This is a genomic window from Microbacterium sp. SORGH_AS_0888 (genome assembly GCF_030818905.1).
Classification (GTDB): Bacteria; Actinomycetota; Actinomycetes; order Actinomycetales; family Microbacteriaceae; genus Microbacterium.
The window spans coordinates 3,156,868-3,182,689 of sequence record NZ_JAUTAZ010000001.1; the positions used below are offsets into that span (position 1 = coordinate 3,156,868).

A 25,822-nucleotide genomic window follows, 5' to 3' on the forward strand; every position below is an offset into this window, starting at 1 on the left:
AGAAGCAGGAATGCGAAATGGAAGGAAACTTTGGACGCTGACGATGATCGCAGCGTCATTCATTCTGGCCGCCGTACTCGTTCTCGTGCCGAACACTCCCTCCTCCGCGTTTGACGGTGGATCGGGTGGCGGTAGCGGTTCGGGCGGCGGCAGCGGTGGTTTACCGGCTGGCTGGCGTTGGACCTACTCGAACAGCCTCAATGGCCTTCTGAACGCGAAGGGAATTGGCGCTCACGGTGGCGCGCAGCGCTACGTGGAGAACTCAAGCGGTGGTTCCGGCCTGTGGAACAGCTATTGCCGCAGCCCGCAGCTTGTTCGCGTCTACTGGATCACGTGGGCCAACGGCGACGCTGCTCTCATGAGTTCCGGTAGCGCGAAACTCGATTGGACCGACCCCGCGGGCGGTGACCGCATCGACCAGTTCGCCCGCGAGATGAACCACAAGGGCACCTACGTGATTTGCGTGGTCGACGCCACCGAACGCATCACGAAGCAGCAGTGGGACCACCGCACCCGCGCGGACGCCGCGACCGTCTCCGGCCCCGTGGCGTGGAACACCTCTGTCACTCCTGAGATTCGCGACGCCGAAGGTAAGGACCCCATCGGCAAGAACAACCTGCACGCGCAAATGTCCTCGAAGGAGAGCAACTACGGACGCCTCGTGCGAGAGATCGCTACCTCCGGTCAGGGCAACTACGACGGCAAGCGTCTTCAGCTTGAAGAGGCTCTGTTCCGCGACGCCGCCGAAGGTCACGCGAACCTCGACCTCGACGCGGCCAATGAGGAAGGTCTCGCGGAGGGCGGCGTGTTGAGCGTCAACGAGCACACCTCATCTCGCACCGTGACGCTCAATCAGAACTGGTCGGAGTCTCGCGTGCGCGACTACACCTGCGATTACAAGGCGAACACCAACGGCAGCGAGCTCGCGACTCCGGCGAACTGCGTCTACGGTGCGTGGTCCGGTTGGAGCGAAGACAACGGCTCGCGCTCGCACAGCCTCACCGCTGGTCTCGCGACCCCGCAGAACACCGCCTTTTGGCAGATCGTATCCGTGCACTGCAACCCCGAGGAGTTGGACGCGGCCCTCGCCGCTTACGGCGTTCCCGGTAGCGATTACACCATCATCAGCCAGAACCGTGTGGATGACGGCGTGACCACCGTGCTTCACACCACCTCGAGGAGCGAACGTCCCGCCGGAAACAACGCGAAGGCCTTCGGCGTCAACACGAACGCGAACGCTGCTCTCGCTCGAACCGGTCAGGTCGGCTTCTACGACATGCACTGTGGCGCACAATGCCTCACCGATCCGAACGGAGCCGGAGCGTCGACCAACAACGGAGCGAAGGGCAACGTGTCGGTGGAATCGAACCGAAGCGACAGCGACACCAAGGGTGGCGCGGTCTTCGACGGCAGCGACTCAAGCTACTTCGAGATGTTCCGTGACAACGATGACCGTCGTATCAAGGTGAACATGGCCTACCCGAACGTGGACGGCACGTCGCTCGATTACGAGGGACAAGCACCGATCGCCACCACCGTGAGCCTGTGGAACGGCAGCACGCCGGATACGAAGGCAAGCAACGGCGGGCAGTTCAGAATGGCCGCCTTGAACAGCGCGGGTTCTCAGAAGTTGTTCACCGGTAACGCCCAACCGGCGCAGCAGACGAACTTCACCCTCGCTGATTCGAGCCGTCCGGTTCAAACGTTCTCCGGCCCTACCGCGACGAAGCTTCGTGGTGCGTTCCAGAACTTCGATGTGGCCGCTACGTGGGCCTCTGAGAAGGACGCGCCGGTTGTGCTCAACGTGAAGTGGGAGTACCAGCCGACCACCGTCGTGACGTTCCCCTCCACTGTCGGCTTCGACGCCAACCGCAGACCAACGACCGTGAGCGGCACCGCTACTCAGAAGATCGATGTGGACTGCTACGCGACCTTCGGGCAGAACGAGTCCGTACCGAACGGCTACGTCGCCTCGCGTGACACCGGTTCCGGTGACGACAGCCGTCTCTACGGTCCGATGAAACGAAACACGGTGGACGCCAACGTTCTCGCTCCTACCTTGAGCGGTTCATCGGCTCACCAGAACGAGCACAATCTCGTCATCAGATTCGTGCGAGGTGTTGCCGAGTAACACCCATCGCAAAGGGTCATGGGCTTCGGCTCGTGACCCTTTGTTGTTGGTGCGCAAGCAGTCGGTGTACGCGGATCGGTGGCCGGAGTGTCGGTGTGACACGTCGCTGTGCGGCGTTCTGACGGCGGGGAGACGAATCCGGTAGTACGACGCATTGAGTGCGAGAAAGGCGCGGAGAATCGATCCTGTGCGCTCTGGTGGCCGATATTCCCGCCATGAACGTGGACCTAGTGAAACTGTTTCCGCTCCTGGTGAAGGCGGCGTCACGCGGTCCTGGGAAAAACGAGCTAGTTCGAAACTTCAACGCTTATCAGGCTCGCAATCCGCACAGCAGCATCTACACGCTCGCCGATCGGTACGGCAATCTTTGGATTCGTGAGAAGGACGCAGAGCGAGTGATCGCGGCGATTCTTCCGCCCGTGGATTGATCGGCTGGACCGATCTTGTTGACACTTGTTGACATTGGTCCTGGCGGGCAGTCGGTGTACGCGGGTCATTGACTATGGAAGCGACGACGCGGTACGACGTGGAACCCTGGACTCGCATGCCACGGGTAGCCATCGGAATGTGATGACCATCGCTCAGTTGAAGTGCTACTGTTCCCGTTATGGCTACCCGTACCGTTCTCATTGATGACCTTGACTCCTCCGTGACTGACGGCGTTGAAGCCGTGAAGTTCTCCTACGGCAACCGCTCCTTCACGATTGACCTCGGCGAAGCAAACCGTAAGAAGTTGGAGGACGCCCTCGCGCCGTTCATCGACGCGGCGGTGAGCGGCAACGCTCCGACTAAGCGTGCGGCGGTGCCCGCGAAGGAGATTCGCGCGTGGGCAAAGGAGCAGCCGGAGAAGATCAGCAGCCTCGTGAAGAGTGACCGTGGTGCTGTGCCGAAGGCTGTCGTCGCCGCCTACAACGAAGCCAACGGCACGAAGTACTAAGGCCGAACCATCAGCGAGAGCCCTCGATTCGTCGGGGGCTCTTCCGCGTGTCACACGTTGTTGCTGGACCCATCCCAGAGCACGTCAACGGTGAGCGCGTCCTGTAGATGCTCCGGTGTGTAGCGGTTACCTCTGATGGCGTCGATGACGGAACCGCGAAGACGGTTGGGGTAATGGGTACGCCACCAATCGAGAACAAGCGCGATGTGAAGCGGCGAGATTGACTCGGTCATACGGCTCGAAAGAGTTTCTTCCAGCTTCGCGAACTCTTCCTCTTCGGTCGGTGAAGGGCTCCTGAGCACCAGGGGAGAGAGTGAGCCTTCGTAAACGTAGGTTGGCGCTTTCAGGCGCTCGTTCAGGTCGAAAGCCGACCATGTAGGGAACTGCACCGCGAACCGCCGCACTCGGTGTTCGTAGCGTTCGACGGGTCCGATCGGAGGCGGGAAGGTGAAGATGACGTCCTCGGTGAAGTCCACTTGCGCGTTCGCTTGCTGGTTCGAGATGGGCGCAGGTAGCTCGTTCAAGTAGTCGAGCACAACCCCAACGTCCTCCTTCTCGAACAGGGAGTAGGGGTTGTCCCAGAGCTTGTCTCGCTGAGCGAGCAGCGGCAGCGTCAAGAATGACGGGTCACTGAGGAACTGGTGGATCGTAGGCATGACGCCATTATCGTCAACGGGGGTCTGGAAGGCCCGATGCGTGGCGAACATAGTGTTGGCGGGGGCCTTCCTCTGTGTATTGGCTCGTTCTGGGACGGGGTGCTCAACGTGAGAGGGCGGCTGGACCTGATGCGGCCAGGAGGCGCCGCGGGGTATCTTGAAGCGAGCAATCAGGGGGAGCCATGAATCAGGCTGAAGTGGAAGCTCTGCTTACGCAGCGAGGCGTCGAGTATGAGGTGAAGGAGCAGGACCACTGCACGCAGGTGAGGGCGAAGTCCGGCGAGGTCGTCAACTTCTTTCACACGGGGACGGTGCAAACGCAGGGCAAGAAGACTCCGCTACTGGCAGAGCTGCAAGCCTGGAAGGACGGCGGTGTGCCGAACCCTGAGCCCACGGAAGGAGTCGGCATTCAGCCCACCCCCGGCCCGAACAAAAATGTCTTCGTGGTCTACGGGCACGACACGGCTGCAACCGATGCTCTTGAACTGCTTCTGCGCAAGATGGGATTGAAGCCCATCATCCTGGCTAACCTTCCGGCTGCCGGCGATACGGTCATCGAGAAGCTCGAACGGTACCTGAGGCAGTCGGGTGACGTTGGTTACGCTTGTGTCCTCCTCACTCCTGACGACGTAGGCCACGTCAAGACAGACGCAACGAAGGCACAGGCCCGAGCCCGTCAGAACGTCATTCTCGAACTAGGCATGGTCCTCGCAAATCTCGGTCGCAAGCGAGTCGCGATCCTCTACCAAGAAGACGTTGAAAAGCCCAGCGACATTCATGGCCTGCTCTACCTCCCCTTCAAGAACAAGATCGAAGAGGTGAAGGCAAAGCTGTTCAAAGAGCTGCAGGCGGCGGGATACACTCCTGACCCCGAGGCTCTCTGATCGCACGGGCGTAGAGGCGACGCTGCCAGTGGCTATTATCAGCGCCGACGCCGTTGGCTACGTCTTCCGGACGGACTGCGGACGCGAAGGCTGGTCCTACATCGGCCAGAGCACGCGACTCGACAGGGAGCACGTGCGGTCCTACTTTGGAAGCGGAACAAACATCACCGAGGCGATCAGTCGGCACGGTACTGAGGTGCTGACGAAGCGAGTCCTCGCGAGCGCACGGACCTCGACCGAGTTGCACTACCTCGAGATGCTGCACATCGCGGAGGCCCGAGCCGAAGGGGCGTTCCTACTCAACGGCGACTTTGGTGGGCCCCGGCCGTTCCCAACGATGCAACGCTATCTGCGTGAAGAGTTGCCTGAGACGATGATGGCGGCTTTGCTCCGCGACCACAAAGCCTTCCATCGCCTCATTGCAGAGAACCGTCCGCAGGTCGAGGCGGCTATCGAAGCGGCGAACTCCATTACGGCAGACGACTTCTACGGCGGTTACGAGCGGGACCTTCGTGCCCTCATGGACCTGTCACGTCCGTGTCCGTCTTGCGGATCAGCGGTCGGAGAGGTGTGTCGCACCAATTCCAAGTCACTCACGAAACCTCGCAATCCCTGCGTTAACCACAAAGCGAGGCCACGGTCATGATCGGTAGCGACGGTGGCTTCAGCTACCTCCAAGCAGCGCCTCTGTTGAACGCGGCTGCCGATCAGTCTGCGGAGGACGCGAGCCCGTTTGTAGAGTGGGTTCCACTCATCGTGGCCGTGGTAGGGGCAGTGAGTGCTATCGCAGTCGCCTTCTGGAATACGCGGGGTGAGTCCGCAGCGCTGAAGCGACTCAAGGGTATGAACGAGGCCCTGGCTGGTTTGCCCTCCGGGGAGCCAGTAGCTCTCGGGTTCGCCGCAGCTCGGGACCTTCTCGCAGAGCGGATCGCCACCCGCATCACCGGCCCGTCATGGTGGAGAAAGTTCTGGCTCTGGGCTCTGGGTTTCGCGGTTGGGGTCGCGATAGTTGCCGGAGTCTGGGGGCTGACGGTTCTCTTCCCCGGCCTCCTTGCTAACGGAGGGGATTTCATCGCCGTGTTTGCGGCGCTGCTCGGTGGTGTCGCCGCGGCAACTGTAGGAACTGGCGCTTGGTGGCAGTCCAGGGAGTCCGAGAAACGTCGGGCAGAAGTCGAGGCTGAGATAGCGAACTATCGAAGGGGCCCTAATCGCCCTTGAAGCTATGCTTCACCGTTCAGGCGTAGTGAGTCGTTGTTCTGCAACGTCGGCACCGCGCTCGGCCGCAGACGTCATGGCCTGATTCAACACTCGCGATAGGACGCTGACGGCTTTCGTCCTCTCCCGCTGCATGGCACCTCGTTTCGCGTCCTGCGCGGTGCGGCGTGCTTCCTTCTCCTCCGCACGGCGCGCACGAATCCGTTCCTGCTTAGCCTGTTCGCGCTCTACGTGTAGGTCCCACGCGGAGCGTGAGTCCTGGGGAGGGGCGGCTGTGGTGGCCGCGCGCGGACGAGGCTCTCCAAGCGCGTGGTCGACTTCTGGGGGCAGTCCCTGCTCAGCGCGCAGGCGCTGACGAAGCTGACGGGAGCGTTCTCGGGCTTCTTCCTGCTCACGTTCCTCCGCCGCGAGGGTGGCTCGCGCAGCATGATCGCGTTCCTTCTGAGCCGAGGAGCGCGCATACTCTTCTTCACGTTCCCGCGCGCTCCTGACGTAACGCGACTCTCGGACTACATCATCGATGTGAACCATGTAGCCTTCAGCGTTGACCATGAAGCCGCCCGCTTTAGTCGAGTGGGCGAGGTGGCGCTGCGCGAGGTAGTTTGTCGCCTCTGCTTCAGACATGTACGAGAGTTTTTCCAGGAAGTGTTGCCAGTACTCCTCGCGACGGTTCCGCGCTGCGTCGCGCTCCTGTACCCACTTCTTTGACGGCCCCCACATCATGGGGTCAACCTATCGCGGTGTGTGACCCCATCGGCAACTCCTATTTTCGTCTCGGGGAGACCCAACGCGTAGCGCGCGTGGACGTTCGATGACGGGTCCCGCCACGCCTGCAGGATGACCTCGCAACGCTGCTCGAAGTCGGGGTCGAGTTCGAGGTTGATCGTGCGGTCATCGATGAACACGTAGGCCTGAAAGAACCGCGACGACGAACGCCCGATCTTCTTTTCCTCGAGGTAGCCGATGCGCTTGCCCTCGAAACGAACCTCCCACCGCGCCGTGCGATCCGTGCGTGAGCGCGGCGGCAGGGGAGTGGTGGTCAGATCCGGAGTCACGGGAGCACGGTACGTCGCACCTCCGACAACGCGAGCAGTCGGTGTACGCGGGTACATCGCGGGAGCGTGTGACGTGTCGCTGTGCGGCGATCTGACGACGGCGGAGCGGGGGTGACGTGATTGTGCGTCACGGCGATTATCGGGCGTCAGCGGGCGTTCTGGCGCGTTTGGTGGGTGGGCGGGTTTCGGGGCGGTCGATCGATCCGGATTTTGGCGGCGGCGCGCACAGCCGGCGAGCCGTTTCGGCCCGATTTTCCGCGGATTTTCGCGGGCCAAAACTTTTTTGATTGTTCGCGGGAAACGTCGGTATAACAACCGTGGGTCGTTGATCGTGACCCATGTTGATATTACTTTTCAACGATTCGGAGTCCTAACCGAACGAACTGCTGGATTAGGACACGGCTAGATCGTTCGGTTAGGACTCCTTTCTGTTTTCTGCCAACAACTACACAAGTCCCGATGATGCGGTTACTGGGTGCGTACCAGGTAAAAGAGTTGAGGGGGTTCGCCTGCCCCAAGAGAAGCACGAAATACAGGATGAAGACGGGAGTGCCGGTGTACCTCTGCCGGGAACAGTTCCTAGCCCGTCTAGGTCTCCGCGACGACGACAGCTAGAAAAGCATAGGATCGCGGCGTTCACGAAGTAGAAACGACAGTGGACGGAACACACGAGGTGTAAGACGCTCACTCTGCCTCGCCTGTTCTTCAGCGGTGGAAGCGGTTCTCTTCGGGGAGCGAGGGAACTCAAGCGGGAGAGCTAACAAACTTTCCAAAGACTTCCAACAGCCCGTCGTGACGACGGGAACCAATCGAATCGAGCACACGACGGTGGTCGCAAGCACCAACGGTGACTTACACCCGCGACGCCGCGGACCGCGCCAGCGTGGCACGCTGGACCGCTTGAGTCTTTGACACTCCGCTTCGCTACGGTCTTCGACTCGTGTCACGGAAAGCCGTGACCCTTTCTCTTGTGATCCTCAGCACAGGTGCTCTGCACGATCACCTCGCCGCACCGAAGGGGGGATGCTCTGAACCAAACGAACGGTGAAAAGCGAACGGGCGAATCAACGCACCGCGCAAGGTAGAGCACGGACGACTCTGTTTGTGGGTAAGAGCAATCACGCGCCGCGCCACGGTGAAGTGACCCAACGGCGTCAGCCATCGAAAGATCGCATCGGTGACAACTAATCGACTAATCGAGACGTCCCCACAAGGACATGCTGACGGGGCGAGCTTGCTCGAACCGGTAGCGCGGGGTCCAGCGCCGCTAGCGCTGGCACGGTTCGCGGTGCGCGAGAGCAACAGTCTTCTCGAAGCCCATCAAGAGCAGAGCTATGCCAACTTTCTGGCTACGCGCGTTAGAGACTCCTCCGTCCAAACCACGACGAAGGAGAACACCCATGGACCGCATCAACAGGCTCGAACCGTACCTACGCCCTCCGACCGACGACGAGAGCAACGTATTGCTCTGGCACCTCATCTCGAAGGCAGCAATCGCTCAAGCGCGAGCCGAAGAGGGTGACAGGAAGGACGCCCCTTCCGGAGAGAAGCTTGAAGAAGTTCTCGAGCGTGTCCCGCCAAAGACGGTAGGTCAGGTGTCTTCCGTGATCCACAGAGCAGTCGCAGCCGCCGTGCGTGGTGACTTCACTCCTTCACGCGAGTTCTCCAGAACACTGGTTGCGGGTCTCCGCGCTTCCCACGACCTCATTCCCTCCGGCGAGTACACGGACGAGGAGCTTGAGCTATGAGAGCGGTAGTGCGTCGAGAGGAACCGGACCAGAACGACCCGAACTTTCGTCAAGCCGTCATCAACGCGGCCTACCGGCAAGAGCGCAAGGAGTACGAAGAGTGGCGTGTGGTTCGCCGCAACGAACTGATCGCTGGAACCGTGTTCGCATTCTTTCTCGTCTTCGGCATTGTCGCGACGGGACTCATCCTGTCGTAAGCCGATATTGCCCTTCGTGAATCCAATCGGAGAACGCCCCCGTTCCGCGGCACGCACGGGGGCGTTCTCTTTTTCTCAGCCGCGTTAGAAACACCTACACCCGCGATATTCGACGGGTTGGCTGAAAGCCGCTGAACGAGGATCACCGCCATGCTTGACCGCTTCCTAAACGACCGTCGCAATCCATCCCGAGACGAGGAGGGTGCGGCGTTACTGAGCGTCGTGATCCTCATGGTGGTGATGTTCGTTATATGCGCGTCACTCCAAATGACTCTGGTGAACGCCGTCCAACTCACGGCGATGCACCGATCCTCCGTGACGACGCTCGCAGCCGCAGAGTCCGGAACAGCCGTAGCCGTGTTCAGCCTCACGAAGGGTGAGTGCAAAGACACGGCCGTCACCGGTGACGGCTTCGTGTACGAGGTCCACCGATCAGCCTCCGCGACCATCCCAAGCGGACTCAATGACCCCTCCGTGAGTGCCGGTTGTCCTCGCGACGGTGATCGCTACGCCCTCATCAAGAGCACCGGCACGGACACCTACGGCAAGAGTATGACCGTCACGCAGACGTACCTATGGGTGAACAAGGTGAAGGGCTCCAACGACGGTGCCCTCACCTCCGGCAGCGGCAACGTGGAACTCTCGTCCCTCACCATCGCGGAGGAGGACGCCGGTCTTGTTCTTCTCGACGGTGACTTCAACTGCAACACGAACACCCGCATCAAGGGCGACGTGGTTGTGCTCTCCGGTTCCGTGCGCATCTCCAACGCTTGCGTGATCGATGGCTCTCTCTTCGCGAGCGAGAACGTCGCGATCCAGAACCCCGCCGTGGCCGTGACCGGTGACGTGTTCACCCTCGGCAACTTTTCCACCGCGAGCGGGTCCGTCATCGGCGGCTCCGTGTACGCACAGGGTGACCTCGTGCTCTCCTCCGGCACACGAGTACAGGGCGGCGTCGTCGGCGCCGGTACCGGCCTCACCAACGTGGACAACGTCAACATCGGCTTGAGCCTGAGAACCAACGGGCCGCTTCGCGTGCAGAACAAGACCGTCATCGGGGGAGACGTCGCCACGACCAACACCGCCACCGCCGACTTCTTCGACTCGACCATTCACGGCAACGTCCACATCGCAGGAACGTTCCAGCAGTTGGGCGCAACCACCATCGGCGGCTCCGTCACCGTCTCCGGCGCGGGCGCGAACAACATCGCCCCGTCGACGAGCATCGATAAGAACCTCACCGTGGCCGGAACGATCGCTACGTGGGACTCCGGCCCGCGCGTGACCGGCACCAAAGCAACCAACACCGCGACCGCCGCTCCGAACCCCGTGTTCTTCCTCCTACCCGACGAGCTCAAGCCGGAAACCTACTCATGGCGCGATTACACCTACGACGACCTTGAGTGGGCCGCGAACGGCTACGACCGCGTGGGAAAGACCGCCTGTGACTTGCAGAACTCACCGGCCCTTGTGCGCGAGGTCAACGAGCGCGAGACCCCGACCGTGTACGACCTCCGCGGCTGCTCCACCGTGAACATGAACGCCGTCACCTTCTCACTCAAGACCGATGTGGCGTTCATCGCGAACGCCTTCACCAACGCACAGCAGGTGCGAGTCAAGTCCGCCGATGGAGAGCCCCACGAGTTCAGCTTGCTCACTCCGGACAGTGTCGTTGATCGCACCCCGAGCTGTTCAAACGGTCAAGGTGAAAGCAACATCTACGGCCTCACCATGAGCGAGAAGATCACCGGTTACATCTACACCCCTTGTGTTCTCACCTTCGGCGGCGGCTCGATCATTAACGGTCAGCTCTACTCCGGCGCGGCTCGTTATCAGGGCGGTCAACCGATGACCTTGAACTACGCGAAGACCGGCGTTCCTGGGTTCCCTCTTGGTGAAGGCGAAGACCCGCGCGAGTACGGGTTCCAAACCGACGTTGACGCCCGCGCATTGCCGAAGTTGGTCAAGCACGAAGAAGGTTGAGTATCGCGCGGGATTAGGCCATAGAACGCCGCAGGATCGAATCCAGCGCCAATTAGTGGTAGGCGCGATTAATCACATAGGGTTCTCATCGGTGGGGGGGAGAGCGCGATCTGACGCGCTCAACTTGCTCTTCATCGACCCCGAAACTTGTTGTCGATTATTCGCGTGGCTGCCGGTCAACCGCGTTAGAAACTCCTTCGCACAACGAACAAGGAGTAGCGCAATGATTGACGATCCAGAGAAGCAACGACGGGACAAGTTCACACGACGAGTTGGTGAAGCGACAGCCTCGACGGGTTCGCTCGCGTTGACGCTCGCGCAGTGGGGCGTGGTCGCACTTGTGATACTTGCCGCCATTCCCGCCACGTTCCAATGGTTCCTCGGTTACTCCTACGAGACCGTACTCACCGGCTCGATGGAACCGACGATCAAGGTCGGCGAGGTCGCGGTGATGCGCACGCCCGTGGGTGGCGAGCTACGTCCGGGAGTAGTCGTCGGCTTCAAGGACACCAGCGACACAAAGTTCACTCACCGCGTGCAAGCGGTAGGGGACGACGGACGCGCCGTTACGAAGGGTGATGCGAACGACGCGCCTGACCTCTTCCAGCCGTCCGAAGACGACCTGTGGGGAGTGCTTGTTCACGTCATCCCTCAGCCGCTCGCGGGCTTCATCACGGTCATGAGCTTGAACCCGGAATGGTGGGCCAACGCCACGGGTGCTGTCGTCGGCGGGCAGTGGGACGCACTTGCCGCTCTGTTGCCGACGACGCCGTGGGGTCCGGTAGCTCTCGTTGTCGCGGCTCTGCTCGTGTGGTGGGTCATCCCCGAAGTGATCGAAGCGCGGCAGGAACACAAAGCGCGGCGCGCAGAGTCCGAGGAAGAGCAGGCCGGATCCGAGCCCCAGAACGATATTGAACCCGTAGCCGACCTCACGGCTACCGGTCCGAGCAACAACCAGGAGAAACAGCAATGACCATTCAGAACAACAAGAAGAAGAGACGCGCTGTCGCGCTTGCCCTCGTCGGCGCCATCATCGCCGGTGGCGCAGCGGCGGGAGCAACCTACGCCAACTTGAACCAGACGATCACCGATGGCTCCGACAGTCAGCACGTGTACTCCGAGCAATTCGACAAGTTCGGCTTCTCGTACCACTCCGCAAGCCAGAAGTTCGACACCAACATCACCCCGACCGATGACATGAGCTTCAAGCGTGACATTAGGAACATCGTCTTCCAGAACGACGGTGACATTAAGGCGCAGTGGATGTTCCGCAACGTGGACGTCCCCGAACTCGACCCCAACAACCCGATCTGGGACGAGACTTACGTGATCGTTCACGTACCGGTTCTGGGTGGTGGCAGCGACGATTGGGCTGGCACGATGCGCGAATACCTCAACACCGCCTTCGTGACCAACCACATTCTCGGTCCTGACGAGGCAGTCGCCGTCACTATCGAGATTCTTTCCCCGACCACCTACACATGGAGCAGCGAAGCCTCCGCCGAAGCCGTAGACATTAACTTCGGTACTCAGCTGACCTTCAACCAGCTGACCCACCCCACTCTGTCTCCGCTCTGGGACTACGCATCTCAGCACGGTGAGCAGCGTGGTGGGATGCTCAAGCCGGACATGAACTCGAACTTCGCGGGCCAGCTACAGAGCAAGATGGTTACCGTCTTCACCCTCCCCGTCTCCGAGGTTGACAAGATCATCCTCTGATCGGCATGACCCATCGGCCCCGTGTGCTTCGGTACACGGGGCCTTTGCGTTGCGGGAACGCGCGACACGTAGAAGCCCCTCATCGATATTCGTCTCGTACCAAGCAGTCGGTGTACGCCGACACGATGCGGGAGGAAGCCCATGAAGTACCACACCACTCGGAACGGCAACGTTCAGCCGTGTACCGCGTCGATACAGCGCTGTCCGCTCGACGCCGACGAACACTTCCCTGACAAGGCTTCGGCCAACTACGCCCTCACCATGAAAGCCCTCGAAAGCCACGCGGACATGGGGGTGACCATCCCCGACAACTTCAGTGGTCTCGTGCCGACCCGTCGAGCACGCGCGCCGCGCGAGTCGAGTGCATCCCTCAGCGTTAACGACCTCGAGGCATTCCGTACCTCCGCGGCGAATCGACCGCAGCGGGTACGCGAGGACTGGCGCGACAAGCTCGCCGCGGACGCCGAAACTAACGGTGACCTCGATGCGGACCGCAACCCCACTACCGGCTTCGTCAACAGCTACTGGGACGCGACGCCCGACGAGGAGCAGGACTGATGTTCCGGCTACTCATTAACCTCGTGGCGACCGTCGTCGTCACCGGCCTCGCCGTTGCTCTTCTCATCACCTTCAACTGGGACATAGGCGCAACCATCAAGTGGACGTGGGGACGCACGGTATGGCTGATCGGCATGGTTGCGGACTGGTTCATTTCTATGCCGTGGTTCCAAGAATCGGTAAGTAGCTGAGAGGTCTCGTTAGAGAGGACTACACCAACGAAAGAAGGAGTAACCCTCATGAACGATCAGCCCAACGACAACAACGAGCGCATTGACCAGAATGCAATCAAACAGGACTTCAAGCTCACGTGGGAATTCGATGACAAAGGCAACTTCGTACCTCAAGTGGTCGAAACCGCCGACGTCAACTACTACGAGAAGGACGAGGACTGAACCGTGGCTCGCTTTCACAGAACCACCGACGGGCAGGTCGGAGCGTGCACTGCATCGCTCCGTGCCTGCCCCTACGGGAAGGAGAGCCACTTCGACTCGCAGGCCGAAGCGGTCGCCGCCACCCACGCGACCATGCCGATCGCTGCGCCTTTGCGTAGACGACCGGCGCACGTGCTCCTCGCCCGCGAGAACACTCTCGTTGGAGCCGCCAGAAGAGAACGCCTCGACGTTCACGAGGACGACGCCCGCCATGTTGCCTCCCGCGAAGAGGTCTTCTTCATGGAGAACGGACGCGAGTCCGGCAACGGGGTAGTCGTGACGAAGCTCTACAACGGCACCACTCGTGTTCGTCTTCCGATCCTCTACGAGGCAGACGGAAAGTTCACGACTGTTGACCTCAAGCTTCGACCAGGACAAAAGGCGGGAGACGTCTTCAAGAAGTTTCTCGATGGCGTCGAACACGAACCGCCGGACAGCTACCGGCTCTTCGGTACTTACGAGGAACACAGCGTGCGAACGAAGCTCTCGACGGAACACTACGCCCGCCTTCGAGCCGCACTACGTGCGAGTGAGTCGATCATCGCGGAGCCGCTGCCGGAGCGTCCCGCCTCACGCAATCAGGAACTCATCGACATTTTGAGAGGCGGTGAATGATGGAAGACCCACGGATCAGAGAAGCAGCCATCGCCCGCAACAACACGCTCATGGAGACACAAGGGTTCACGTGGCACATCGACGTCGGTAACGGCAAGCCCATGAGGTGCAGGAGACCGAACACCTGCGGGTGGGGAGAGCCCGAGGATCATCACGCCACGGAGCACGCGGCCAGCCGCGAGTACGAAGCTATGTCCCTCCCGTTCCTCATCGTGCGCTCACGCAAGGTCGAGCGTCGCGAGTTCCCCGACGAGAGAGCGGCGCAACAAGCGTTCTACTCCCTCCGGAAGCAGAACCTGCCGGTCTACACCGACTCCGCACACCCGCACGTGCTTTGGGAACACAGGATGGAGTTGGTGCAGCGGCTTCGTTGATAGCCATTACGGCGCGTTTTGGCACCGCCGCTAGCTCCGAGAGCCCCGACCGATTGTCTCCTGGTCGGGGCTCTCGCTTGCGTGTGGAACGTCACCAGTCGAAGTCTCCGCGCCTGTCCTTCGAGCAATACACGAACGCTCGACCATGAAGCGTCGCGCCACAGAACGCGAGCCACTGTCCGATCACGGCTTTTCTCCGAGGCGCGTTAGAGAACCCTCCATCACCGCCAGCGAAGGAGGCAGCCATGTTCCGCAGAACGAAAACCCAAAGCGCCGTAAGCGTCATCGACGTTCGACTCACCGCACACGACCTCGCCACGAACGAGATTGAGAGCGCGGAGTTCTTCTCACAGCCGGAGGTATGGATTGCCGACCTTGAAGCGTACCTCGTAGAGCACGCCGACGAGTGGGCCTCGCACGATGAGGGAGACACCCGCTACATCATCGTCATCCAGCGCTTCTTCGACCGCGCTTGATATTCGCCACCGTTAGGAAGGAGACGCCCATGACCGACGACCAAACCGTCGTGACCATCCCAGGACTCGACACTTTGCCCTTTGAGTGTTTGGTCGACTACGACTTTGTCACCGGCACGCTTCGCCCTGCCGTTGACGCTGCGTTACGCGCGAGCATGATTCACACCCTCATGAGCGAGGAAGAGTACGAGGAGGTACTGACTGCCGTTTTCCATCAGGTTTGGGAAGCAGCCGTCAACGATCGCGTTCCCTCTGAGTCGGCAGAGACCGATATGTGACGCTGAAGGCGACTCTGATTGGGGATGAGGGGTCGCGATCACTGAACCCCCCACCGTGCGTTTCCTTATTTGACACGGTGGGGGTTCTCCTATGCGACCTCACGATATTTCGCTTCACCGCGTGAACGACAACCCCACGCGAGAGGAGCAACACCATGCATGGCAAGCCATACGCAACCGTCAAGTTCCGGCCAGCCGGTCTCTTCACTCCCGCTGCACTTGAAGTTACCTTCGATGAGCCGCACGACTATCCTGAACCGCTCGTCGAACGCGGCTTACATCACGCGAAAGCCGCCACCCGCTACCTGTCCGCCTTCTTCGGCGTTCACAACATCGCGTTCTTCGAAAAGAGCACGTCACAGGCTCTAAGTTGGCTCCTGCTCAACTCCGACCAGTGGAACGATCCGCGATTGAGCGAGGAGGAAGAGCACGACGCGGCAAGCTCACTACGGATATGCTTGACGATTTTCTCCGAGAGTCGTTAGAGACTCCTTCACCATCAAACGAGGAAAGCTCATCATGATTACAAGAGCAAAAGTGAAGCTCGGAAAGGACGACGACCACGAGGTCTTCTTCAACCACGACGTGAACCTGCCGGAGCCGCTGATTCGGCGCGCGCTCGCTCACTCAATTGTGGGTGTCGAGCAGCAAGGCGATCCGAAGTACCAGTCTCGTGCTGATAAGGAGAAGCTAGTCGGGCTCGTCCTGAGCTACCTGCTTGCGCACCGCACGGCGTGGTACACGGCTGGGAAAGACAAGGCGAGCGAGGAGCCCATCGTCGCCAAGTTGCTCGCTGACCTGTTCGCGTGACACTGCCCCGCGAAACCCCCTCATTGGTTCTAGGACGACCGGCGAGGGGGTTCGTCGTGTGCGTGGTGCGTGTCACACCTATAGATGACGTCTAGCGCGTGTTTCGACGTGTCCAGTTGTTACAAGTGATGGACAGGTGCGAAAAGACGCGGGAGTGATATTGAGAACAAGTCCACTACACACGGTTCACTCAAATACCCGTTAGAAAGGTCCACCGAACGCATCTACTACCTGGAGGAACGCAAACATGGGTAAAGCAGAGCTGAAGTGGAACATCGGTGACCTTCACTACCACTTGGAGAGAAAGACCGTCGATTTAGGCGGGGGGCACTACTCGAACAAGCAGGTATGGGAACTCTCGATGAAACGAGGAGACGGGTGGAGTGCGAAGTGGCAGAAGTCTTCGGACACCGCCGTTGGTGCGACACGCGACGAAATGATCCAGCACCTAGCAAAGACGTTCAACAAGAAGCCTCGCGAAGTGGAGTGTCTGATAGAGGCGGCTGAGGAGAACGCCTTCGGCGGAGACACCGACGACGCCTCCGTGGTTCGCAAGCATTACGACGTTCCCCGCCCCAAGGGTGGCGGCATTCCTACACGACCCCTACCCGCACGATTCTGAAAGGAGTAAGACATGAGCACGAAGACCAACCGACTCGAAGCCGTTCTCGGCTATGCGCGAGTCTCGACCGCAGGACAACGAACCGACAATCAGGTTGAACTCCTCGAAGCCGCGGGAGCGACAGAGGTCTTCGCCGAGAAGGTCTCCGGCAGCCGGAACGCACACTCGTCCACCTACCGCGACCTCTTCGACCGTGTACGCGAACTCACCGATGAGGGCTACCGCGTGACGGTGGTCGTGACGAAGCTTGACCGATTCAGCCGCTCGCTGCCGGATCTGCTTCACGGTGTGCAGGAGCTAGCCGACATGGGCGCGAAGTTCTTCACCCTCGATAACTCACTCAACTACGACCCCGACAGCCCCGCATCGAAGTTCCAGCTACAGGTCTTCGGCGCTCTCGCGGAGTTCGAACGAGCGCTCATCAACTCGCGTACCGCCGAAGGTCGGAAGGTCGCCCGCGAGAAGGGTGTCAAGTTCGGACACCCCCCGAAGTTGAAGCAGAAGGACGTGGACAGCATCAAGGCCGACCACGAGTCCGGTCGCTGGACTCCGGCGCAGATCGCGAACCGCAACAGCACCTCGCGCTCGACCGTGCTTCGTGTCCTCGGGCTCTACGGTGCCGGTCCCTACCAAACCCGCGAGGAGTGGGAAGCAGAGAAGCGCGCGGCACAGAGGAAGAAGTGAGCGTGGACGTGTCACACGTCCCCTGCATCCTTGCCGGTGAAGAGTACCCGTTCGGTCGCACCGTCACCGACGAGGAGCGAGACCGCTCGCGGGCGGTCACTGCTGCCGCGCGTGTCGCCGTCGCTGCCTACATCGACGCGCATCCCACTACTGCCATCGAGAACACCCGCTACCTGGGACGGTACGTCGAGTGCTACGAGCACGAGTGGTTCGGTGCCGACGCCACCACGACCGTTGACGAAGTTGTCGAGCGCTTCTTGCGGTGACGACGCGCTCAAGGTTTCTAGCTGGACTCGTTAGAGAGGACTACAACCAATCAGCCCACCTATCACCATGGGGCTCCAAGCAAGGAGCAGAAAGGAATGTCGAACCCTACCTCGACCTTCGTTGATCGCAAGACTGTCTACGGCGACAACACCACGAACGCCAACGACAATGCACCGACCGTAGCGGGACTCACCCGCCACCCGTTCTACATCTACCTCATCACTAATGAAGTAACAGGTTCGATCTACGTCGGGCAGCACCGCTCGAACTCCGAGGAGGACTGGCGTCACTACATGGGCTCCGGCTCATACCTCTTCACCGAAGCACGCGGCTACGGTGTCCACAACTTCTCGAAAAAGCTTCTCGCGTGGGCCGACGACGGCCTCGAAGCGAAGTTCCTCGAAGGGCGCTTCATCGCGAAGGCGCTCCTCAAGTCGGTCTATTGCTACAACAGCAACAACTCCGAGTCGGTCAACCGCGACCCGCGGCACAATACCCGCCACTTCGCATTCAAGGCCTCCTTTCGTGGCCGTCAGCGCATCCTCCACAACATCGCGCTCATCGACAAGCACGCGGCAACCGCCCGCGGCAACGAGGTCCACGAGCTAGCGAAGCTCAAGACGGCATGGAACATGGCGCTCCGCATCAAGCAGGAACGCTTCGAGGCAACCCGCCAACTCGACCCCAAGGACTGGGCCGAGAACAAGTGGGGCTTCGACCCCAACGAATCACGCGACTAATCAAGCGGACTCGTTAGAGAGGTCTTCACACAACAAGGAGAAACACCATGAAACTAGATCGCAGACTCATTTACCTCCCCCTGATCGTCGCTTTAGCAGTAGTACCGAATCTCGCGTTCCATGACTACCTCACCGAACGCTATTCCGGGACCTCGACGCAGGCTGAAGTTGCGCAGGTGCGACACGAAGCATATGAGGACGCGAAAGCCGCGGGAGAGGTGGGTTTCGACTGGAAGCACAGCGATAGCTCATCCTCACTTGAGAACGGGGTTCTCACCGCCTCCTGGTCCGGCGAAGTCGTCAACCGTGACGTACCCGGAAAGCTCATCCTCACTCTCGACGGCTTCGACACGGCGAACTTCACCGCCGACGAGCTTGACGACACGGAAGTTCGTGTCCGACTCGTGTTCGCCGAAGGCGACGTCCGCGTGTGGAGGGGTTCGCTTCGCGACTTCGCCCTTGACGGAGACCTCATCAACGAGATGCGTGGAGATTCAGGCACTTACGTGAAGGGAGGGGAGACGGTGGCGTTCAACGTTCGTGTGACCACCGCTCCGACAGTGCAGCCCTACACACCCATGACCGAACTACCGGAACTTTCCGTGGTCGCCCACCACGTCTACTGACCCAACGACCCCCAGCCCACCAATCACAAGGAGAAGGGACATGACCCCGATCAATCCGTACCCAGCCGCCCACATCTACGCCGCGGAGGTCGTGAGTTGGCTACACAACCGCGACGACGACTACAGCTTCCACGTCACCTACGGGAACCTCGCTGACTACTTCCTCGAACATGTCGACGAGTGGTTCATGACCGACGAGCCGAACGAAGACCTCATCAACGACTTCCTGTGGAGCCTCGCGACCATCGATGAGGAGTACGCCAAGGGTTTCAAGCGCCGCCGAAGCGCCCGCTACCACCAACTCATCAGCATCGACGCGGACCTACTCACCACGCCACAACTCAACGACCTACTCGCCGGTCGCAATGTACTCGGGGAGGAGTCATGACCGTCATCGCCGCGGCCCGTGGCCGCTTCGCCAGCGCATCACAGCGAGCCGCGGACGCCTTTGAACGAGCCCTGCCAGGACTCAAGAAGTTCGGCAAGGGAGCGGCTTGGGGTACTCCACTCTTCTTCCTCGCCGCCTACGCCATGGGTCACTTCGCTGGTCTTCTCGGCGTGCCCGTGCCGCAGGCGAACACGGACGATCTACGAGCCGCAGCGGCCCAGTACGCGCCGTTCCTCGAGGAGGTGAGCGACGACCATTGACCGGTGCCGCTAGACGCACCTCGAACGATATTCCGACCGGCGCAACTACCACCCCCAGAAAGGGTGCCGAAACCCTCACAACACATTGGAGAAGCAGGACATGACCACCGAAAACGAAACAGGCACCGACAACGCTGCCACCACCGACGAGGCAAACGAACCCGTCGATGAGACCACCACTGCGCCGGAGGACGCCGCCGAAGCGTCCGTCGAAGCGGTATACGAAACCCCGCAGAGCCGCCCCCGCGGGATTCTTGCTCTCGGACTCGCCCTCGCAATCGCCATCACCGGCGTGGGCAGCCTGACCTATGCCTCACTGACCGTTGAGACCGTTCGCGAAGGCAACGCAATCACCGGTGAGGCAAAGGCCGGACTCGTCTTCACCGACGAATCCGGTGTCATCAGGAAGGACATTTCTCCCGATCAAGCCGCCGAAGAGTTCTCTGTCACTGCCACGAACGTGGGTAACATCTCCGGCCACGCGGCGCTCTCCGCTCCGAACCTCGATGTAGCCAACTTCACCGATGGCTTCCTCGACAACACTCGATTCACCATCTCCGCTCTGGGTGATGACAACCGTTGGGTAGCGACGACCGTTACTCTCCGTCAGTTCGCCACCAACGGCTTCGTGCCCGCGCACGCATACCGTCACAACAGCCACCTCATCGAGCCCGCTGAGAACGTCGAGTACAGAATCACCGTCACCCCTCCCACCAGCGCCGAGAACTTCACGGCGGCTGACCTGCGAGCTTTCAGCCAAGAGTTCATCCTCGCGTTCACCTTCTCTGCGGCTGACTCCTCCGGGAACTCCGACCTCTACCGCGGTGCCGAGCAGTTGAACAATCGCGTTGGTGAGTTCTACCTCATCCCGCTAGCCGACCTCGCTAACATCTCCGCCAACGGAGTATCCGAAACCACCGTCGGAGGCTGATCAAAAAACACGACAAGAGCCCCACGTCCTTAGCGACGTGGGGCTCTTTTGTTTGGTCAGCGGCAGAGCGCGTTAGAAACAACTTATGACTTGAACATGATTCACCAAACGAGGAGACGAATCGATGACAACCGTGAGAAGCGACGCGCAGTCAGTCGAAGAACAAGACGAGGACGAAACCGTACTCAACGAGGGAGAGCAGGAGAATCCGGAAGAAGTCGCGGCGCGTTTGCGTCGCCGTGCGCGTCGAAAAGAGGGTGTCTTCCGGTGGGTTGACAAGTCGACTCTCCACGTCGCCCGCGCCGTAGGACTCGTTGCGCTCTTCGTCGCCTTGCTCATGACCGGTCCTCTGTCCCTCGGCCTCACCTCCAACGTTGTGCTCACCGACTCCATGGCCGGTTCCATCGAACGTGGCGACATCTCTTTGACGAAGCACTTCAGTCAGTCTCACGACAAGCTCGACGTCGGTGAGGTGGCGCTCATCTCCAAGGATGGTCAGGTGCCGTACCTACACCGCGTGGTCGAGGTGAACGATGACAGCACCTATACGACTCGTGGTGACGCCAACAACACCAACGACGTCTTCAAGGCCTCGAACACGGATATTCAAGGGGTTCACTGGAACAAGATCGGGCAACCGCTCGCCACCGTACTCGTGCTCTTCTCACTCAATTTCGGTTGGTGGGGTGAATTGTTCAAGGCGCTCTTCACGGCGAACTTCGCCTCTGTCGGAAGCCTTCTGCCGTTCGGTCCGTGGGGCCTCATCATCCTCGTGATGTTCGCGATCCTCACCTGGAGTCTGGTCCCATCGATCCTTGAGCGCATCGCCCGCCGTTCCCAGGAGCGCCAGCGAGAGACGATCGCTCGCCTACAGGCCACCGTCACCGTCCACGACACCGCCATCGGCTCACACGACGAGTCGCTGGATGACATTCAACCGGTCGTTGACGAGCTGAAGGAGGAGAAGGCGAGGAAGGCCGCTGAAGAGGCCGCGTTCCTTGAGCAACAGAAGACGGCGTGGGACAGCTTCGATCCGACGAAGCCGATCTACGACGAGCCGGAGGAGTCACCGTTCTCCATGTTCGGTGGCTCTGATGATGTGCCGCTTCCGACCTTCGGGGAGCCCGACGACGCTCCGTTGCCGGTCTTCGACCTTGAGGACGACCACGAAGATGTGCATGCCTTCGTCGCTTCTGTGGCGGCACGCCACAACACCGTGCTCCCACCGTCCAGCGGCAGTCTCCGCACCGAACTGCCCGCGGTCGCATCATTGCGCGTTCACGAGACCGCACCCGCCAGAAACGAGCACAGTCTCTTCGACTTGGACGATTCGTTCCGTGTCGGTGATTGATATTCGTGCCAAGCAGTCGGTGTACGCACAGAGGAGGCAATCATGGTGAAGTACCACGAATCGGACGGCTACTACACGCGCTGTCGAGCAACGATGATGGCCGGTCACGGCGTCACCGGTTGCCCGCTTGAGCTCGAAGGTGTCGAGGTGAAGCACTACATCGGCGCCGGAGGTGTGGCACGAGCCGGCGGTGGCAAGATCCGCCGCGCGGACGGCGAGGGCGGCTACCGCATCACCTCCGTGTCTCCCGCCGATGAGGAGACCGGCGAGTACTCCGTGTCGGGTCGCATCACCACCGTCTACGGGAAGAACGACAAAGTCATACCGCTCAAGGACCGTGAGCGTCGCGCCCGTGCGGAGGCTCTACTGCCGCGCCTGTCCGCGTTCGAAGAGGAGGCCGTGGACGAAGCGTTCCTGAACCTTCAGGCACGTGTGGCAGACGGCATCGCCGCGTGGGATGCGCCGGAGGGAGCCGACTTCCGCGAGACCGCGACCAGCGCCGCGTCGATGGCTGAGAAGGAGTTGTTCACGAGTGAATCCCTCGCTCTTCTCCTCACCGTCGCTACCCGCGAGAACGCTCCCCAAGAACTCCACGGTGGCCTCGAGGCCGTCAAGCGAAGCATCACCGCCGACCCGAACCCCCGTGAGTTCATGATCCAAAAGGCAAGGGAGGCGAAACGAGACGATTCAAGCGCGGTAGCCGCGTGACACTAGCCTAAGACCCCCGCCGAATCTCGAGATAGGCGGGGGTTTTCTCATGGGCGCGTTAGAAAAACTCCGTGAACCGTCAGGAGGTCATCATGTCTACTACCGCCGAAACCCTACAAGCCGAACGAGCCGAAGTGCTGTCGCGTCTGGGTCGTCGCCAACGAACGGTCGTCGCGCTCGACCTCATCTCGAAGGCGCTCTACCTCTTCTCCCTCGCCTCTGTATCTGCCGTCGTCATCCTCACAGGCGCACCACAAACGCTATGGGTTCTCGGACTCCTCGTCTTCGCCGTGCCGTACGTCCTCAGTGACGAGTTGACGCACCTCTTCTTCGGTCGTGCTCTGAACCGTGACCATGACCTCTTGCTGTCGCTTGAGGCGGAGGAGCTAGCGGCCCGCCACCGATAGTCCACGTGCGGCAGTCGGTGAACGCTCACTCGCCGGAGCCGCACGTTAGAGAGCTACCTACGACCTCGACACAGGAGACAACCATGAAGAAGTTTCACGTAAGCGCCAGTGGCAACCCCGAACCATGCACCGCGACGAAGCGCGCGTGCCCGCGTGGCGGCGAGGAGGCCCACTTCGCCTCGCAAAAAGACGCGGCGACAGCGGCCATCCAGGAACAGCTACGCACGACCGAAACCCGCATCGCCGAACTCGACAAGGAGCACAAGGAGGTGCAGACGAGAGTGCGCATCCAAGAAGCACGTGTGCGGTTCCTCGAAGACGGACACTCAGCACGAGAGTTGCATGAGCGTGAGTTGTTTGCCGAGTCCGCACCGCTTGAGCTGCGCGAGCACTTCTACTCCGACTCGCCGTTCAACTGGGATTGGAGCGAGACCTTCAACGCCTCCGGCGCAACTCACGCCCTCATCACCGCGGAACACGGCCAGGGACGAAGCGCCGCGAAGGATGCAGCGCTACATGCACGTCTAGGTCACAGGGGTCGTCAGGATGGCAAGCCGCCCCTACTCGACTCCGTGACCCGCATCGCCCGTCCTGACTTCGTGAACGATAACGAGTGGCAAGACTCCGATGAGCGGGCTGTGATGGCGACCCACCTGCCGAACGCCCTCGCGCGGATCGAGAAAGAGGTAGCGGTAGGAAACACCACCGCTGCTTGAGTGAATAGCCCGAAGGAGACATAGCCCCCGATGAGCCAAACCATCGGGGGCTTTCCTATGGGTGTGGACGGCGCTGGATTCGAGTCTGCACGCACTACTCGTCGTGAGCGCATCGACAACATCATCACTGCATTCAGGACGGGAGAGTGTCACTGGTGAATGTGTCACACGTCCCCGAAACGACACCGTTGGAAGCACTCTCAAACGAATCTCGGTTTTCGAGTTGACTCTTCAAAGAGTCCGAATAACGTTCCTTCCACCAACAACCGCTTCACCACTCAAACGAAGGAAAGATCATGGCCGACGCCACGAAGACCGCCCCGAAGACCGCCGCCACCGACGTCAAGGACGAGACCGTGAACACCGCGACCGAGGAGCAGACGAACTCCCGCGAGGACGCGCGCGCCGCGATCGGTCTGCTCCGGTACAAGCTGGCAGAACTCGAACGTGACTCGAAGCGGAGTCGTCCGTATCTCTCGAAGAACAAGGACGAGGCCGCGAAGAAGTTCACCGCCGCCGTCGCCTCCGTGGTCGACTTCGCGCAGTTCCTCGACAAGGAGCCTTCGCACTGATCGCACCCGCGATGCGAAGCACGTAAGCCCCCGAAGACCTCACATCTTCGGGGGCTTCGTCGTTCTCGGACGAATCAAGAAAGCGCGTTGACTCTCCTAGAGAGCCAAATACGGTTCCATCCATGAACATCACCGCGAAAGGTGCCCGCGTGCGCCTCATCTCGACCACCGACGAGTTCACCCGACTCCGTGAAGGAGACGAAGGAACCATCGAGTACGTCGATGACATTGACACCATCCACGTCAAGTGGGACAACGGCGCTACTCTCGGGCTCGTCCCCGGAGAAGACCGGTTCGTGGTGCTCTGAGTCGACCAGCTCACTCTGAACGGTGCGTCATAACTCTACGACCACGGAAGCCGCGAACGCATCATCTTTCGTCAGTCGCTACCGATGATCGCTTCGCTCTCGCGGGTTCCGCAGAGGCGTCGTTCGCGTTGTGTGGGATTGCTCGCAAACCCACCAGATAGGCATCACCAGCTGGAGTCAATCGCCAGTAGACAGACTTATCGCTGACGGTTCTCTTCTTCGTGCCGGTAGCGATAATGCCGAGGGCGCGGAGCTGCACAATGATCGAGCCCCAGGATCGATCCGAGATGAGTACGGTCTCGTTCGTCCATTCTTCCTCCCACCCGCCGTCTTCTTCCTCCTGTAGGTCCCGAAGGATGTGACTCTCTAGCGTGCTTCGCAACGTGGGTTCCGGAGCCTCATCGATCATGAACGGACCTATTACCTCGACTATCTCGTCCCAGGTGTAGTCCATAGTGCCGTCCTCATCCACTGTTCGGTAAGAATGAGGGTCGCGTCCACGATGTGTGATGGCAAGCGAGACCACCTCTGAACCATGGGCGAAGGTGGTGTCGATTTGTTCGGACAGGCCCGCCTTCTCCTCCACCGCCCGCTTCTCGAACTCGGCAATCGTCGCTTTGAGTTCGGCAAGTTCCGTTCTGGTCTCGGGGGTCATCGCCTCGTCGCCGCGCACCCAACCAGGGCGCGGGTTGTTCTTTATGAGGTGAATCAAGCCGCGAGTGACCTTCGAGCCAAGGTCTTCCGCGTTCTTCCAGTCGCGCGTCATCTTGCGCTGCACTTTGGCCTGGAACTCCGCTAGCTTCTTCGCGGCAGCGTCGTCTCTGTCCGTCTTGCCAACTGGGATGGCGTCAGCGTCCGCAGGAACGAACCCCATGACGGGAATGCCAAGCTCGATGGCGTAGTCGTACTCCTTCTCGGTGTAGCTCACGCCCTCTTCGGTCGTAGAGCCGTAACGACCACCGAGGATCACGAGGTAGTAGTCGCTCTGCGCGATCACGCCCTGAATCAGGGTCCACTGGTCCGTGTTGCCCGCAGGGAACAGTTCCATGCCAGCGGGGAGGCAGTCCATCTCAAGTAAAGCCTGCGTAACCTCGCGCCGCTCATCTATGAGGTCGGTGAATGTCGAACTGATGAAGACCTGGTAGCGCCGATCCATAGGCGAACACTACCGA

38 protein-coding genes are annotated in these 25,822 nt (G+C 60.5%); 34 read left to right on the forward strand and 4 right to left on the reverse strand.

Annotated features, from left to right (window positions below; translation table 11 throughout):
• The first annotated feature begins 10 nt into the window (after positions 1 to 10).
• The 3 genes from QE381_RS15340 to QE381_RS15350 all read left to right on the forward strand — a co-directional run bounded on the left by QE381_RS15340 (position 11) and on the right by QE381_RS15350 (position 3,068).
• A complete protein-coding gene (locus QE381_RS15340; protein WP_307219529.1) occupies positions 11 to 2,131 on the forward strand; it encodes a hypothetical protein in 2,121 nt (706 codons plus the stop codon).
• A gap of 197 nt (positions 2,132 to 2,328) precedes the next feature.
• On the forward strand, positions 2,329 to 2,559 hold the full coding sequence (locus QE381_RS15345; RefSeq protein ID WP_307219531.1) for a hypothetical protein: 231 nt from the start codon (positions 2,329 to 2,331) through the stop codon (positions 2,557 to 2,559).
• Between the two features lie 179 nt (positions 2,560 to 2,738).
• Positions 2,739 to 3,068: an Lsr2 family protein gene (locus QE381_RS15350; RefSeq protein ID WP_307219533.1), complete on the forward strand. Its 330-nt coding sequence runs from the start codon at positions 2,739 to 2,741 to the stop codon at positions 3,066 to 3,068.
• Positions 3,069 to 3,118: 50 nt separating this feature from the next.
• Here the strand turns inward: QE381_RS15350 and QE381_RS15355 are convergent, their stop codons facing one another.
• Positions 3,119 to 3,724, reverse strand: coding sequence for a hypothetical protein (locus tag QE381_RS15355; RefSeq protein ID WP_307219534.1), 606 nt, complete (start codon positions 3,722 to 3,724; stop codon positions 3,119 to 3,121).
• A gap of 182 nt (positions 3,725 to 3,906) precedes the next feature.
• On the opposite strand from QE381_RS15355, the gene QE381_RS15360 reads away from it, so the two are divergent.
• Genes QE381_RS15360 through QE381_RS15370 form a run of 3 tightly spaced genes read left to right on the forward strand, consistent with a single transcriptional unit; the run spans position 3,907 to position 5,826 of the window.
• Positions 3,907 to 4,608, forward strand: a complete 702-nt coding sequence (locus QE381_RS15360; RefSeq protein WP_307219536.1) for a TIR domain-containing protein — start codon at positions 3,907 to 3,909, stop codon at positions 4,606 to 4,608.
• Between the two features lie 28 nt (positions 4,609 to 4,636).
• Complete coding sequence (locus tag QE381_RS15365) at positions 4,637 to 5,254, forward strand: hypothetical protein (RefSeq protein WP_307219538.1); 618 nt, start codon at positions 4,637 to 4,639, stop codon at positions 5,252 to 5,254.
• A complete protein-coding gene (locus QE381_RS15370; protein ID WP_307219540.1) occupies positions 5,251 to 5,826 on the forward strand; it encodes a hypothetical protein in 576 nt (191 codons plus the stop codon). The genes QE381_RS15365 and QE381_RS15370 overlap by 4 nt, the downstream gene beginning before the upstream one ends.
• A gap of 9 nt (positions 5,827 to 5,835) precedes the next feature.
• Here QE381_RS15370 and QE381_RS15375 read toward each other — a convergent pair whose 3' ends face one another.
• Positions 5,836 to 6,546 (reverse strand): hypothetical protein, encoded by a 711-nt coding sequence (locus tag QE381_RS15375; protein ID WP_307219542.1) that lies wholly within the window; start codon positions 6,544 to 6,546, stop codon positions 5,836 to 5,838.
• Positions 6,543 to 6,878 carry a hypothetical protein gene (locus QE381_RS15380; protein WP_307219544.1) on the reverse strand — a complete coding sequence of 112 codons (336 nt, stop codon included), beginning with the start codon at positions 6,876 to 6,878 and terminating at the stop codon, positions 6,543 to 6,545. Before QE381_RS15380 ends, QE381_RS15375 begins: the two co-directional genes overlap by 4 nt.
• Before the next feature lie 1,400 nt (positions 6,879 to 8,278).
• Here QE381_RS15380 and QE381_RS15385 point away from each other — a divergent pair.
• From QE381_RS15385 to QE381_RS15520, 28 genes are all read left to right on the forward strand, one after another.
• On the forward strand, positions 8,279 to 8,626 hold the full coding sequence (locus tag QE381_RS15385; protein ID WP_307219546.1) for a hypothetical protein: 348 nt from the start codon (positions 8,279 to 8,281) through the stop codon (positions 8,624 to 8,626).
• On the forward strand, positions 8,623 to 8,823 hold the full coding sequence (locus QE381_RS15390) for a hypothetical protein (RefSeq protein WP_307219548.1): 201 nt from the start codon (positions 8,623 to 8,625) through the stop codon (positions 8,821 to 8,823). The genes QE381_RS15385 and QE381_RS15390 overlap by 4 nt, the downstream gene beginning before the upstream one ends.
• A 150-nt stretch (positions 8,824 to 8,973) precedes the next feature.
• A complete protein-coding gene (locus tag QE381_RS15395) occupies positions 8,974 to 10,806 on the forward strand; it encodes a hypothetical protein (RefSeq protein ID WP_307219550.1) in 1,833 nt (610 codons plus the stop codon).
• A gap of 223 nt (positions 10,807 to 11,029) precedes the next feature.
• Positions 11,030 to 11,779 (forward strand): signal peptidase I, encoded by a 750-nt coding sequence (locus QE381_RS15400; protein ID WP_307219551.1) that lies wholly within the window; start codon positions 11,030 to 11,032, stop codon positions 11,777 to 11,779.
• The gene (locus tag QE381_RS15405) at positions 11,776 to 12,525 is read left to right on the forward strand and encodes a hypothetical protein (RefSeq protein ID WP_307219553.1); all 750 of its coding nucleotides are present in this window, start codon (positions 11,776 to 11,778) and stop codon (positions 12,523 to 12,525) included. Before QE381_RS15400 ends, QE381_RS15405 begins: the two co-directional genes overlap by 4 nt.
• A 141-nt stretch (positions 12,526 to 12,666) precedes the next feature.
• Positions 12,667 to 13,083, forward strand: coding sequence for a hypothetical protein (locus QE381_RS15410; protein ID WP_307219555.1), 417 nt, complete (start codon positions 12,667 to 12,669; stop codon positions 13,081 to 13,083).
• Positions 13,084 to 13,106: 23 nt separating this feature from the next.
• Entirely contained in the window at positions 13,107 to 13,274 is a 168-nt protein-coding gene (locus QE381_RS15415) for a hypothetical protein (RefSeq protein ID WP_307219557.1), read from the forward strand.
• A 48-nt stretch (positions 13,275 to 13,322) separates the two neighbouring features.
• On the forward strand, positions 13,323 to 13,478 hold the full coding sequence (locus QE381_RS15420) for a hypothetical protein (protein ID WP_307219559.1): 156 nt from the start codon (positions 13,323 to 13,325) through the stop codon (positions 13,476 to 13,478).
• Positions 13,479 to 13,481: 3 nt separating this feature from the next.
• Entirely contained in the window at positions 13,482 to 14,132 is a 651-nt protein-coding gene (locus QE381_RS15425) for a hypothetical protein (RefSeq protein ID WP_307219561.1), read from the forward strand.
• Positions 14,129 to 14,506, forward strand: a complete 378-nt coding sequence (locus QE381_RS15430) for a hypothetical protein (RefSeq protein WP_307219562.1) — start codon at positions 14,129 to 14,131, stop codon at positions 14,504 to 14,506. Before QE381_RS15425 ends, QE381_RS15430 begins: the two co-directional genes overlap by 4 nt.
• 245 nt (positions 14,507 to 14,751) lie before the next feature.
• Positions 14,752 to 14,982 carry a hypothetical protein gene (locus QE381_RS15435; protein WP_307219564.1) on the forward strand — a complete coding sequence of 77 codons (231 nt, stop codon included), beginning with the start codon at positions 14,752 to 14,754 and terminating at the stop codon, positions 14,980 to 14,982.
• Between the two features lie 29 nt (positions 14,983 to 15,011).
• Positions 15,012 to 15,260 carry a hypothetical protein gene (locus QE381_RS15440; RefSeq protein WP_307219566.1) on the forward strand — a complete coding sequence of 83 codons (249 nt, stop codon included), beginning with the start codon at positions 15,012 to 15,014 and terminating at the stop codon, positions 15,258 to 15,260.
• A gap of 155 nt (positions 15,261 to 15,415) precedes the next feature.
• Positions 15,416 to 15,745, forward strand: coding sequence for a hypothetical protein (locus QE381_RS15445; RefSeq protein WP_307219567.1), 330 nt, complete (start codon positions 15,416 to 15,418; stop codon positions 15,743 to 15,745).
• 52 nt (positions 15,746 to 15,797) lie between these two features.
• Positions 15,798 to 16,070 (forward strand): hypothetical protein, encoded by a 273-nt coding sequence (locus QE381_RS15450; RefSeq protein WP_307219569.1) that lies wholly within the window; start codon positions 15,798 to 15,800, stop codon positions 16,068 to 16,070.
• A gap of 247 nt (positions 16,071 to 16,317) precedes the next feature.
• Entirely contained in the window at positions 16,318 to 16,692 is a 375-nt protein-coding gene (locus tag QE381_RS15455; protein ID WP_307219570.1) for a hypothetical protein, read from the forward strand.
• A gap of 12 nt (positions 16,693 to 16,704) precedes the next feature.
• On the forward strand, positions 16,705 to 17,376 hold the full coding sequence (locus QE381_RS15460; protein ID WP_307219572.1) for a recombinase family protein: 672 nt from the start codon (positions 16,705 to 16,707) through the stop codon (positions 17,374 to 17,376).
• Positions 17,373 to 17,642, forward strand: coding sequence for a hypothetical protein (locus tag QE381_RS15465; protein WP_307219574.1), 270 nt, complete (start codon positions 17,373 to 17,375; stop codon positions 17,640 to 17,642). Before QE381_RS15460 ends, QE381_RS15465 begins: the two co-directional genes overlap by 4 nt.
• Before the next feature lie 96 nt (positions 17,643 to 17,738).
• On the forward strand, positions 17,739 to 18,383 hold the full coding sequence (locus QE381_RS15470; RefSeq protein ID WP_307219576.1) for a hypothetical protein: 645 nt from the start codon (positions 17,739 to 17,741) through the stop codon (positions 18,381 to 18,383).
• A 47-nt stretch (positions 18,384 to 18,430) separates the two neighbouring features.
• The gene (locus tag QE381_RS15475) at positions 18,431 to 19,009 is read left to right on the forward strand and encodes a hypothetical protein (protein WP_307219578.1); all 579 of its coding nucleotides are present in this window, start codon (positions 18,431 to 18,433) and stop codon (positions 19,007 to 19,009) included.
• A 40-nt stretch (positions 19,010 to 19,049) separates the two neighbouring features.
• Positions 19,050 to 19,397: a hypothetical protein gene (locus QE381_RS15480; RefSeq protein WP_307219580.1), complete on the forward strand. Its 348-nt coding sequence runs from the start codon at positions 19,050 to 19,052 to the stop codon at positions 19,395 to 19,397.
• Complete coding sequence (locus QE381_RS15485) at positions 19,394 to 19,657, forward strand: hypothetical protein (RefSeq protein WP_307219582.1); 264 nt, start codon at positions 19,394 to 19,396, stop codon at positions 19,655 to 19,657. The genes QE381_RS15480 and QE381_RS15485 overlap by 4 nt, the downstream gene beginning before the upstream one ends.
• A 100-nt stretch (positions 19,658 to 19,757) precedes the next feature.
• The gene (locus QE381_RS15490) at positions 19,758 to 20,588 is read left to right on the forward strand and encodes a hypothetical protein (protein ID WP_307219584.1); all 831 of its coding nucleotides are present in this window, start codon (positions 19,758 to 19,760) and stop codon (positions 20,586 to 20,588) included.
• A gap of 124 nt (positions 20,589 to 20,712) precedes the next feature.
• The gene (locus QE381_RS15495) at positions 20,713 to 21,939 is read left to right on the forward strand and encodes a S24/S26 family peptidase (protein WP_307219585.1); all 1,227 of its coding nucleotides are present in this window, start codon (positions 20,713 to 20,715) and stop codon (positions 21,937 to 21,939) included.
• A 42-nt stretch (positions 21,940 to 21,981) separates the two neighbouring features.
• On the forward strand, positions 21,982 to 22,647 hold the full coding sequence (locus QE381_RS15500; RefSeq protein WP_307219587.1) for a hypothetical protein: 666 nt from the start codon (positions 21,982 to 21,984) through the stop codon (positions 22,645 to 22,647).
• A 71-nt stretch (positions 22,648 to 22,718) separates the two neighbouring features.
• Positions 22,719 to 23,054 carry a hypothetical protein gene (locus tag QE381_RS15505; protein ID WP_307219589.1) on the forward strand — a complete coding sequence of 112 codons (336 nt, stop codon included), beginning with the start codon at positions 22,719 to 22,721 and terminating at the stop codon, positions 23,052 to 23,054.
• Positions 23,055 to 23,137: 83 nt separating this feature from the next.
• Positions 23,138 to 23,770 carry a hypothetical protein gene (locus tag QE381_RS15510; RefSeq protein WP_307219591.1) on the forward strand — a complete coding sequence of 211 codons (633 nt, stop codon included), beginning with the start codon at positions 23,138 to 23,140 and terminating at the stop codon, positions 23,768 to 23,770.
• A gap of 296 nt (positions 23,771 to 24,066) precedes the next feature.
• A complete protein-coding gene (locus QE381_RS15515) occupies positions 24,067 to 24,342 on the forward strand; it encodes a hypothetical protein (RefSeq protein WP_307219593.1) in 276 nt (91 codons plus the stop codon).
• A 122-nt stretch (positions 24,343 to 24,464) separates the two neighbouring features.
• On the forward strand, positions 24,465 to 24,650 hold the full coding sequence (locus tag QE381_RS15520; protein WP_307219595.1) for a DUF4314 domain-containing protein: 186 nt from the start codon (positions 24,465 to 24,467) through the stop codon (positions 24,648 to 24,650).
• Between the two features lie 61 nt (positions 24,651 to 24,711).
• Here QE381_RS15520 and QE381_RS15525 read toward each other — a convergent pair whose 3' ends face one another.
• Positions 24,712 to 25,806, reverse strand: a complete 1,095-nt coding sequence (locus QE381_RS15525) for a DUF4062 domain-containing protein (RefSeq protein ID WP_307219597.1) — start codon at positions 25,804 to 25,806, stop codon at positions 24,712 to 24,714.
• Between the last annotated feature and the right edge of the window lie 16 nt (positions 25,807 to 25,822).